We start from the raw sequence: 10,508 nt of genomic DNA on the forward strand, positions 1-10,508 counted from the left end.
TAAGTCGACAGGCCGTTGATAACGTGGCGCCATGACTGAGCACCTTGACGTGATCATCGTGGGCGCCGGCATCTCGGGCATCAGTGCGGCGTGGCACCTGCAGGAGCGCTGCCCGACCAAGAGCTACGCGATCCTCGAACGCCGCGAGGACCTGGGCGGCACCTGGGACCTGTTCAAATACCCGGGCATCCGGTCGGACTCGGACATGTTCACCCTCGGCTTTCGGTTCAAGCCGTGGCGATCGGCGAAATCGATCGCCGACGGCCCCGACATCAAGGCCTACATCAAGGAGGCCGCGGTCGAGAACAAGATCGACCGCCACATCCGCTACCGTCAGCGCGTTCTGGCCGCCGATTGGTCGGACGCCGACAACCGCTGGACCGTGACCGTCGAGTCCGATGGCCAGCAGCGAGAGCTCACCTGCTCCTTCCTCTTCGCATGCACCGGCTACTACAACTACGACGAGGGATATTCGCCCAACTTCCCCGGCGCCGACGACTTCGAGGGCCGCATCGTCCATCCGCAGCACTGGCCGGAGGACCTCGACTACACGGGCAAGAAGGTCGTCGTCATCGGCTCCGGCGCCACCGCGATCACGCTGATCCCGGCCCTGGTGAACTCGGGCTCGGGCCACGTCACGATGCTGCAGCGCTCGCCCACCTACATCGGCTCGCTGCCCGGGGTCGACCCGTTCGCCGAACGCGCCAACCAACTGCTGCCGGACCGCCTGGCGCACATCGCCAACCGCTGGAAAGCCATCGCGTTCAGCACCTTCCAGTACCAGCTGTCCCGGAAGCGTCCGGCCTACATGCGCAAGACGTTGATGACGATGGCCAAGCGCCGTCTCCCGCAGGGCTACGACGTCGAGAAGCACTTCGGACCCCGGTACAACGTCTGGGACCAGCGGCTGTGCCTGGCACCCGACGGCGATTTCTTCCGGACCATCCGGCACGGCAAGGCGGACGTCGTCACCGATACCATCGACCGGTTCACCAAGACCGGAATCAGGCTCACCTCGGGTGAGGAGCTCAACGCCGACATCATCGTCACCGCAACGGGTTTGAACATGCAGTTGCTCGGTGGGGTGCGGCCCACCCGGAACGGTCAGCCGATCGAGCTGACATCGTTGATGACCTACAAGGGCCTGATGTTCTCCGGGGTGCCGAACTTCGCGATCACCTTCGGCTACACCAACGCGTCGTGGACGCTGAAGGCCGATCTGGTCTCCGAATTCGTCTGCCGATTGCTGAACTACATGGACGACAACGGTTTTGACTTCGTGGAGCCGCAACATCCCGGCCCTGACGTCGACGAGCTGCCTTTCATGGACTTCAGCCCCGGCTACTTCCAGCGGGCGATGGACATGCTGCCCAAGTCGGGGTCCCGCGCGCCGTGGCGGCTCAAGCAGAACTACCTCTTCGACATGCGCACGATCCGGCGCGGCAAGGTTGCCGATGAGGGCCTGCGCTTCGCGAAAAATCGTGTGCCGGTAGCGGTTTAGGGCCCGACGACGACGATGCCGTCGTCGTCGCAGTAGGCGATCTCGCCCGGGACGAACGTCACCCCGCCCAGCGTGAGTTCGACGTCGCGCTCGCCGGCGCCGATCTTGGTGCTCTTACGGGGGTTGGTGCCCAGCGCCTTGATGCCGATGTCGAGGCCGCGCAGCGCGGCGGCGTCGCGCACCGCACCGTTGACGACGAGCCCGGCCCAGCCGTTGGAGCGGGCCAGCTCGGCGATGACGTCGCCGACCAGTGCCGCGTGCAGGGAGCCGCCGCCGTCGATGACCAGTATCCCGCCCGCACTCGGCTGCGAGAGCACCGATTTCAGCAACGCGTTGTCTTCGAAGCAGCGCACCGTGCTGATGGGTCCGGCGAATTGGGGGCGGCCACCGAACTGGCGGAATTGGACGTCGCAGCTGCGCACGTCGGGTCCGATGTCGTCGACCAGGTCTGCGGTCGGCCGGAATGACACGGTCACGTCTGACACGGTAGCGGCTACGGCGGCGGTCAGCGGCGGCGCAGCTGCCGGATCAACAGGATCGCCAGGAGGCTGACGGCCAGGGCGACGATCAACGGGAGCGGCGACTGGGTCAGTGCCGCTGCCGCCGGAGCGTTGGGAGAAACCGGGTTATTGGCGGCGTCCACAGTGGATTTCGCTTGCGCCGCTACGTCTTTGGCGGCGGCCGCGAGGTCGCCGTTGGTTTCGATTCGTTGCCGCACCTCGAGGGGCGGCTCGACGGTCTTTGCCGGGGGCTCGGCGGCCTTTGCCGGCGCCTTCTTTGCCGGCGCCTTCTTCGCGGGCGCCTTTTTGGCGGGCGCCTTTTTCGCGGGTGCTTTCTTGGCGGGCGCTTTCGCGACCTTCTTCGCGGCCTTGGCCGGAGGCTTCTTTTCCGGCGGCGGGGTCGACGCGCCGTCGGGTTCGCTGCCGGGTTGATCCTGCGGGTCTGCCATGCGGCCGCTCCTTGAGCAATCTTTCAGTAGTTTTCTAGCCCACGCGGGTTCTTCGAACCCATCATGCCAGCACGAGTGCGGGCGCCTCGGCCGCCGGTCACGGTCTGCGCCGCACCGCCCACAGGGCGCCCCCGGCGACAAGCACCGCCGCCGCCACGACGAACGGCCAGACCGGGATATCGCCGCCGGCAGGGGCGCCACCCGCCGGGGGCCCGGGCGTGCCGGTGCCCGGCACCGTCAGCCGAAACGACCATGATCCGGAGACCACATGGCCGTCTGCGGAGGTGACCCGGTAGTTCACCGTGTAGGCGCCGGCCGGTCCCAGCGGCCGCAGGTCGATGCCGACCACCGCGCCACGCACCGTCGGGTCTCCGGTGGACCACACGTTGCCGTCGGGCCCGACGACGGTCATGGCCGCGAACGTGGTCTGCAGCTGTTCGTTGAAGGTGGCGCTTACCCGCTCGGGACCCGTCGCGAGGACCGCGTTGTCCGCCGGGTCGGTGGCTACCCGGGCTGCGTGCGCCGACGCGACCGGCGCCGTCAACGGTGCGATCACCAAGAGGGCACCGACGCACGCGGCGATCGCCAACCGCCTCATGCCCGTCGGCGGATCAGCGCAAGGCAGATTCCGAGTGCGGCCACGACCAGGGCGGCGCCACCCAACACCCGGGCGGTGTTGTCCGCGGATCTCGGCCGTGGGGGCGCGGCCGCCTGGTCGGCCGGTGCCGCCGAAGGCGGATGATGGCCGTGCGACGCTACCGGTCCCGCGGCAAGTGTCAGCGTGGGCACCGGGTATTCCGGCTCACCGCCACCGGGCTGCGGCGGCTGGTCCCACTTCACGACCGTGCCGTCGGAATAGGTCTGTGTGGCCGGGAAGCCGGCGGTCTCCGCGTCGGGCAACTTCACCGAAATCCGGAACAGGGCGAATTGATCTACGCCGATGCCGGCGCCCGGCGCCGCCGTCCACGTCACCGAGTGCACCGCACCCGATGCCGCGTCGCGATCGAGCTTGGCCGTCCATCCCGGCATGCTCTCGGTGCGCGCCGAGGCCACGTTGGGCAGGGCGACGCTCAGCGCGGTGGTTACCGCGCCCGTGTTCGATTCGTTGGGCACCTGGAAGGTGACGATCGCCATGGCGCCGCGCACCGCATTGTCGCTGCTGGCGTTTACGTGCGCCCACGCCGCCGGGAGCTGCGCCGCCGAGCCGAGATAGAGGCCGAGAGCAGCCACCACCGCGATCGGGAGGCGCGCCGCCCGCCGCGCGCGGGTCGAGATGCCGGGCAGTCCCATTCGTTGGTCAGCTCAACCCGAGCCGGGCCATCAGGTCCGCCTCGATGCCGTCGAGCTGCGACGAGATCGCGGCGTGGGCCGCCCGGCGCCGTGCGGCCGGCATGTTCTCGGCGGCGGTGACGGCCGCAGACAGATCGGTGAGCCGCTCGGTGATGGCCGACACGAACTGCTTGGTCTCGGCGTCCTTGGGCTTCTTTTCCTGCACGGTCCGCAGGGACTTCTCCGCTCCGGCGATCCGGGCGGACAGCTGTGCGCCGTGGCCGGAGAACTGCCCGATCTGGGCCAGCGGAATCCCGAGTTGGTCCGCGCGGCGCTGGTCGATCAGCGCGCGGGCCGAGACGGCGGCCCGGTAGATGACCGGAGTGAGGATCGGCGCGAGCAGCCGGGACACCGTGAGTGCCCGGCGGATCCGCGTCGGCGAGAAGATCTTGCCCTCGCGCGCCGCTTTGAGTTGGGTCTCGGCCACCTTCAGGGCGTTCCGGTCGCTGTCCCGTTGGGCCTTGATCTGCGCCCTGAGCGCCTTGGCCTCCGCCCGGTGGGCGGCTTTGTACCGGCGAGTCTCGTTTCGGGCGGCGAGCTTGGCCTCCAGCTTCGCGCGGGCCTTGATCGCGCGGGCTTCGGCGCGACGCGTCGCGCGACTCTTTCGCTTGCGGAACAGGGCCATTCCCGGCCGCCTCCCCGGTCTCTCGTGGCTATCGCTTTCGCGCGTGCGCGATCCGTGAGCCAACCCTAATCGGAATGGGCGTGCGCAAGGCCTCCAGGTCGGCCCCGGGCCAACCAGTTACCAGCCCGGGCGTCCGCTAGACGTCCAGGTGCTCCGCGCGGCGCAGCTCGTTGACCCGCTGCATGACCTCGTGTTGGGCCTCGGGGGACAACTCCGAGGCGCGCACGGCAATGCGGCGCGCGCCGTCGTCGCGCATCGTCGCCAGGATCGACAACTCCTGATCGAGCTTCTCGTAGTACTCGTCGTCGGTGAAGTAGGCCGGCTTGATGCGGAAGAAGTTGGCCAATGCCGCCATTGTCGCCGACGACGGGTTGGTGCGGTTCCCCGAACGCAACTGCGACAGGTAGGGAGCCGACATCGTGATGCCCTCCGCCTTGAGCGCCGCGATCACTTCCGCGGAGGTGTGCGGCCCCCGTCCCGGGGGATACACCGTGTCGAACAGGCGGTTCAGGCGAGCAGCGAACGTCGTGCTCATTGGATATGACCTCCACTTGGCTGTAGAAGTGAACTATTACCTAGGTGTATTTGCTGATCATGGTAGCGAGGCTTGGTTCCCCTAACTAGGTGCAAACCCCCGCGGTTTGGGTCCAGGCGTAGCTGGGGCTTGCCGATACCACACTTGACGAGCGTCTAACTGATTCGCTGGGGTGTCCACTAAATCAGCGAAACTCACAGGTTATCCGCAGAATTCGGCTCCGGCACCTAGGTGGCGGGCCGACCTCGCCGGACCCGGCAAGGGGTAGGGTGGGAACGTGCTGGGCGGTCGCACCGCAACCGGGCAGCAATTTATGTTCGCTTAACGCCTTATTTGCTGCCGGATGCGCTCCGAGGTCGGAAAGCAGCCGCTCGTGGACCTATCCGAAATGCGAAACGCGGTCCGTTGGCCGTCGCGGCAACCCCGTCCTTGGCCAGGCCTGCCGCGTCACCGTTGCGGGGCGAGGCGCCGGTGTGGAATCCGGGAGCGGACGGGAGTGCGGTGTCGGCGGCCTCGAATCAATGGCCGGGTGGAGAAGAACAGCGATCGAGTTCGCTAGTCCGATTTCCGATTCGAGCAATTGCTCATGCCGCAAGCAGCATGGCCAGAATTGCGGTATCAGGATGACTGATGGGGTCGACGCCGACGCGGCTCACCATGGAGGTGATGGTCCCGTCGGCCTCCGCTTCCACCCAGGCGGCCCGATGCTCGAGTCCCAGGTATGGCAACCCGGGGAGCAGGACGCATCCCGACGCCGCCCCGGTGCACTCCGGCAACGACGGGGTGGTCTCCGAGGGCGGATGCAACATCAGGAGCGCGGGGGGCTGATGGTCGGCGAAATAGCCTGGCTGAATCGCCGAGTCGCCGAAGACCGTGCCCTCGGCGAGCACCAGGCCGACGGTGCCGGGCTCGGGTTCCTCGGGCAACTCCTCGCGGGCGCCGAAAACCGTTGTGGTGGACAGCAATCCGGGTAATGACGCGACCCTGACCGCGACCATGAGCAACTGGGCCCACTCTTTGGTCGAATCGGGCCAACGCCCGGAGATCACGAACCCTTTCAGGGCGCCACGAGCATGGAAAGGGGAAACCCCTATCGGGCGGTCAGACCCAGTCTCCATTTTCGACCTCCGCGCGACGCCTCCGTCCGATTAACCACACTGGTAGCTCGAGTAATTCAGCATGCCTGCGGGTCCGGCGCCGTGCAACCCGACACGGCCAGTGGCGCACATGTTTTCGGATTGCCCTGTTCGCGGCCGGACAAACGACAGGGGCGCCGCGCAAACCGCGACGCCCCTGTCGATCGAGATGGACTCAGCCGAAGATCAGCCCGCCGGTTTTCGACGTCGCGGCTTCGTAACGCTTCTGCACGTCGGCCCAGTTGACGACGTTCCAGAACGCCTTGACGTAGTCCGCCTTGACGTTCTTGTACTGCAGGTAGAAGGCGTGCTCCCACATGTCGACCTGCAGCAGGGGAATGATGCCGAGGGGGACGTTGGCCTGCTGGTCGTAGAGCTGGAAGGTGAGCAGCCTGCTGCCGAGCGTGTCGTATCCCAGCACTGCCCAGCCCGAACCCTGGAGGCCGTTGGCGGCCGCGCTGAACTGGGCGCGGAATTTGTCGAACGATCCGAACGCGTCATCGATCGCGGCGGCCAGCTCCCCGGTCGGCTTGTCGCCGCCGTCCGGCGACAGGTTCTTCCACCAGATCGAGTGGTTGACGTGGCCGCCGAGGTGGAACGCCAGGTTCTTTTCGTTCAGGAAGATCGCGGCGTGGTCGTCATTGGCGCGTGCCTCTTCGAGTTTGGCAACGGCGTCGTTCACGCCTTTGACGTACGTGGCGTGGTGCTTGGTGTGATGGATCTCGTTGATCTGACCCGAGATGTGCGGTTCCAACGCTGCGTAGTCCCAGTCCAGATCGGGCAGGGTGTATTCAGCCACGGCGTTCCTTTCTTCGGTTGTCTTCTTACGCTCATTCGCGGGCCTACCACGCGGCGGCCAGCCGTAGACAACCCTGCTCCATGACTGCGCGGACCGCAAGAAAGACCGCTATGAGCTCGAAAGCGGATACCCGCTCAGCGCAGGTTCAAGACAGAACGATGAGGACGAGCACCGCCAGCAGCGCCAGTGCGATCAGCCCGGCGCGCAATGCGGCGACGCTGTAACTGTGATTCCACGCGGGCGAGCCGGAGTACGACTTCGAGGGGGCCGGTGATCCCGGACCGAACGAATGCGTGGCCATTAATCGCCTTTCACCCGCTCCTACACCTCGCGGTAGTGAGGTGAGTCACAAACAATTTTTCGCGAAGGCGATCATAGCGCTTCCGGGCCGGCTTGGAAAATGATGCTCTGAGCTGCGTGTTGAGGGCGACGGCGGGAAAGCCGGTCCGACGGGGCGATCTGCAGCCGCTCGCGCGGATGCTTAGCAAGGCAATCCATTTCGCTCAACGGCGGTTTTGGGCTGTCGATGCATGGCTTCGTAAGCGCGGTGTTATCCACAGTGGCGTCACGACTAACCGGTAAAGCTGTAGTAACGCTTCCCTTACCCACTGAAGCCATGTGGATAAACCTGTGGAAACTGTGGATAGGCCGTGATAGCTGAGCAGATAGCCGACCGGCCGCACTCCGGCCATCGCGGAGCGTCCCGCGGCGTGCATCGCCGCGCGGTTACGCTAGTCCGGTGATCCAGGTGTGCTCCCAATGCGGCACTCGGTGGAACGTGCGCGAGCGGCAACGCGCGTGGTGTCCCCGTTGTCAGGGGGCACTGATGGCGCCCCTGCCGGAAACGCCGGCCCCCGGTCCGCGGTGGAGCGCACCCAGCGCCGCGTCGGCGAGCCGACCGTCCGGGGCTCGGGGCTGGCAGCGCACCCCGCCACGGTTACCGCCGGGCTTTCGCTGGATAGCGGTGCGTCCCGGCGCCGCGCCGCCCACCCGGCACGCAAGGCGTCCGCTCGGCCCCACCCCGCGTTATGCCGTGATGCCGCGTTGGGGCCTGGCCGACCGCGTCGGGCAAGCTACCGCGGCGGCCGAAAAACCCGCGCACGCCGGGCCATCGGCAGCGATGATCCGCACCACGCTGTTCGTGAGCGTGCTCGTCCTCAGCATTGCCGCCCTGATCTATGTCGTGCGGTACATGCTGCTGGTCTTCAACCGGAATACCCTGCTGAACTCGTGGGTCGCCGCCGGGGCGGACTGGCTCGGCATCCTGGCCAGCGTGGCCGCGATCGCGGCGGTGCTCACCTCCGGGGCGATGCTGATCCGCTGGCTCATCGCGCGGCGGGCCGCCGTGTTCGCCCACCACGGCCTGCCGGAGCCGCGGTCCACCCGGGCGTTGTGGGCCGGGTGTGTGGTGCCGTTGGCCAACCTGCTGTGGGCGCCGGTCTACGTCATCGAGCTGGCGATCCTGGAGGAGCACTACGCCCGGATACGCCGATCCATCGTCGAGTGGTGGATCGCCTGGGTCGCCAGCTACCTGGTCTCCGTCTTTGCCATGGTCACCAGCTTCGCCAGGGACTCCCAAGGCATCGCCAACAACACCATCGCGATGGTCTTCGCCTACCTGATCGCGGGGCTCACGGTGGCCGCGGCCGCCCGGGTCTTCGAGGGATTCGAGCGCAAACCGGTCGAACGCCCCGCGCACCGCTGGGTCGTCGTTGCGGACGCGCCGGCAGCACGTCCGGTTGAGCTCGAGGGTCAGGAAGCGGCAGCATTAGGCGTATGACGTGGGCCGAGGAGGTGCTCGCCGGGCACCCCTTTGTGGTGGCCCACCGCGGCGCGTCGGCCGCGCGGCCCGAACACACGCTGGCGGCCTATGACCTCGCCCTCAAAGAGGGCGCCGACGGTGTGGAATGCGACGTGCGCCTGACCCGCGACGGCCACCTGGTGTGCGTACACGACCGCCGGCTGGACCGAACCTCGACCGGGGCCGGCCTGGTCAGCACCATGACCCTCGCCGAGCTTCGTGAGCTCGAGTACGGCGCGTGGCACGACAGCTGGCGCGAAGACGGCGCACACGGTGATACCAGTTTGTTGACGCTGGATGCCCTGGTTTCCCTCGTTCTGGACTGGCATCGTCCGGTGAAGCTCTTCATCGAGACCAAGCACCCGGTGCGGTACGGCTCGCTGGTGGAGACCAAGCTGCTCGCGCTGTTGCACCGGTTCGGCATAGCCGCGCCCGCCTCCGCCGACCGGTCTCGCGCGGTGGTGATGTCGTTCTCGGCGGCCGCGGTCTGGCGCATCCGGCGAGCCGCGCCGCTGCTGCCGACCGTGCTGCTCGGCAGGACCGCGCGCTACCTGACCAGCGGCGCGGCCACCGCCGTCGGTGCCACCGCCGTCGGCCCGTCGCTGGCGACGTTGAAGGAATATCCCCAGCTCGCGGACCGCGCGATCGCCCAGGGCCGGGCGGTGTACTGCTGGAACGTCGACGAGTACGAGGACCTCGACTTCTGCCGCGACGTCGGGGTGGCCTGGCTTGCCACCCACCACCCGGGTCGCACGAAGGCGTATCTGGAGAACGGCCGCGCGGGCGGTTAGTCCGGCGGAGTGGTAGGCACCGGGGCGTCCGCCGCCAGCGCCTCGAACAGCCGGCTGGCCTCATCGTGGTTCCACACCACTACCGACCCGGCGTCACCGCTGGTGAACTCACCGATCGGGACGGTCATGGTGGTGGGCGAGCCGTGCAGCCCCCAGCCGAGGCGGGCCAGGTCCCACACGTGGTCGTCGCGGTCGACGGTCAGGGCGTCGGCGAGCGCGTGCGGCACGGAGTACCAGCGCCAGGGGTTGAGCCACACCGCGGGGCTGGCGGCGGCGTGCAGCAGCGCCGCGACGAACTGCCGCTGGTTGACCATCCGGTCCAGATCCGCCCGGGGGGTGTCGCGCGTCCTGACGTACCCGAGGGCGTTGCGGCCGTTGAGTTTTTGGCAACCGGCCGGCAGGTCGATGCCGGCCAGGGGGTCGCTGAGCGGCGCCGTCGGGCACACCGTCACCCCGCCCAACGCGTCGACCAAGCCGGCGAATCCGCCGAATCCGATCTCGGCGTAGTGGTCGAGGCGCAACCCGGTGGCCTGCTCCAGCGTCTGCGCCAGCAGGGGTGCCCCGCCCATCGCGAAGGCGGCGTTGATCTTGTCCTTACCGTGGCCAGGGATCGGGACGTAGGAGTCGCGCGGTATCGACACCATCGTCACCCGCCCGCCGGACCACAGCTCGGGCAGGTGTACCAGCAGGATGGTGTCGGTGCGGCTGCTGCCGATGTCGCCGCCGGTGGCCAGGTCCTCCTGCTGTTCGGGGCTGAGCCCCTGGCGGCTATCCGACCCGACGAGCAACCAGTTCGTCCCGCGGCCATGCCCGGGGCGTCCCGGGTAGTCGGTCAGAATCTCGTCGCGGTGCAGCCTGCTATCGAACCAGACGGCCCCGCAGACGACGCCGATGCCGACCAGCAGCACGCCGATCACCAGGGCCGACGCGACCGCTCGCGTCCACCGGCGCCAGCCACGGCTGCGGCGCGTGCGCGGAGCGGTGGGCCGTGGCGGAGGTCCGGGCCGGTGTCTTATACACATCTCCGAGCCCACGAGACCAA

Annotated in this window: 12 protein-coding genes and 1 pseudogene; 3 read left to right on the top strand and 10 right to left on the bottom strand. The window is 67.7% G+C overall.

Features of this window, described 5'->3' with window-relative positions; genetic code table 11:
- The first annotated feature begins 31 nt into the window (after positions 1-31).
- Complete coding sequence (locus A5758_RS24095) at positions 32-1,501, top strand: NAD(P)/FAD-dependent oxidoreductase (protein WP_067745377.1); 1,470 nt, start codon at positions 32-34, stop codon at positions 1,499-1,501.
- On the opposite strand, the gene rraA is transcribed toward A5758_RS24095, so the two are convergent.
- The 9 genes and pseudogenes from rraA to A5758_RS26120 form a co-directional block, all read right to left on the bottom strand.
- Positions 1,498-1,977, bottom strand: coding sequence for a ribonuclease E activity regulator RraA (gene rraA, locus A5758_RS24100; protein ID WP_067745380.1), 480 nt, complete (start codon positions 1,975-1,977; stop codon positions 1,498-1,500). The two genes, A5758_RS24095 and rraA, sit on opposite strands and share 4 nt — an antisense overlap.
- A 266-nt stretch (positions 1,978-2,243) precedes the next feature.
- Positions 2,244-2,375, bottom strand: a pseudogene (locus A5758_RS26605) (hypothetical protein); the annotation flags it as partial.
- 172 nt (positions 2,376-2,547) lie between these two features.
- Positions 2,548-3,048 (bottom strand): copper resistance CopC family protein, encoded by a 501-nt coding sequence (locus A5758_RS24110; RefSeq protein WP_067745384.1) that lies wholly within the window; start codon positions 3,046-3,048, stop codon positions 2,548-2,550.
- Positions 3,045-3,740: a YcnI family protein gene (locus A5758_RS24115; RefSeq protein ID WP_067745389.1), complete on the bottom strand. Its 696-nt coding sequence runs from the start codon at positions 3,738-3,740 to the stop codon at positions 3,045-3,047. The genes A5758_RS24110 and A5758_RS24115 overlap by 4 nt, the downstream gene beginning before the upstream one ends.
- Positions 3,741-3,747: 7 nt before the next feature.
- Positions 3,748-4,404 carry a DUF6474 family protein gene (locus tag A5758_RS24120; RefSeq protein ID WP_067213377.1) on the bottom strand — a complete coding sequence of 219 codons (657 nt, stop codon included), beginning with the start codon at positions 4,402-4,404 and terminating at the stop codon, positions 3,748-3,750.
- 136 nt (positions 4,405-4,540) lie between these two features.
- Positions 4,541-4,939 (bottom strand): helix-turn-helix transcriptional regulator, encoded by a 399-nt coding sequence (locus A5758_RS24125; protein ID WP_067213373.1) that lies wholly within the window; start codon positions 4,937-4,939, stop codon positions 4,541-4,543.
- Positions 4,940-5,523: 584 nt separating this feature from the next.
- Complete coding sequence (locus A5758_RS24130; protein ID WP_067745392.1) at positions 5,524-6,057, bottom strand: peptidase; 534 nt, start codon at positions 6,055-6,057, stop codon at positions 5,524-5,526.
- Between the two features lie 193 nt (positions 6,058-6,250).
- Positions 6,251-6,874 (bottom strand): superoxide dismutase, encoded by a 624-nt coding sequence (locus A5758_RS24135; RefSeq protein ID WP_067213370.1) that lies wholly within the window; start codon positions 6,872-6,874, stop codon positions 6,251-6,253.
- Between the two features lie 145 nt (positions 6,875-7,019).
- On the bottom strand, positions 7,020-7,175 hold the full coding sequence (locus A5758_RS26120; protein WP_197504038.1) for a hypothetical protein: 156 nt from the start codon (positions 7,173-7,175) through the stop codon (positions 7,020-7,022).
- 438 nt (positions 7,176-7,613) lie between these two features.
- On the opposite strand from A5758_RS26120, the gene A5758_RS24140 reads away from it, so the two are divergent.
- Together A5758_RS24140 and A5758_RS24145 are read left to right on the top strand one after the other, a co-directional pair.
- A complete protein-coding gene (locus A5758_RS24140; protein ID WP_082939825.1) occupies positions 7,614-8,654 on the top strand; it encodes a DUF4328 domain-containing protein in 1,041 nt (346 codons plus the stop codon).
- Positions 8,651-9,466: a glycerophosphodiester phosphodiesterase gene (locus tag A5758_RS24145; protein WP_067213366.1), complete on the top strand. Its 816-nt coding sequence runs from the start codon at positions 8,651-8,653 to the stop codon at positions 9,464-9,466. Before A5758_RS24140 ends, A5758_RS24145 begins: the two co-directional genes overlap by 4 nt.
- Here A5758_RS24145 and A5758_RS24150 read toward each other — a convergent pair.
- On the bottom strand, positions 9,463-10,508 hold a 1,046-nt coding region (locus tag A5758_RS24150; protein ID WP_369816486.1), incomplete at its 5' end, for an LCP family protein. The two genes, A5758_RS24145 and A5758_RS24150, sit on opposite strands and share 4 nt — an antisense overlap.

This window comes from Mycobacterium sp. 852014-50255_SCH5639931 (assembly GCF_001665605.1).
Taxonomy (GTDB): Bacteria; Actinomycetota; Actinomycetes; order Mycobacteriales; family Mycobacteriaceae; genus Mycobacterium; species Mycobacterium paraffinicum.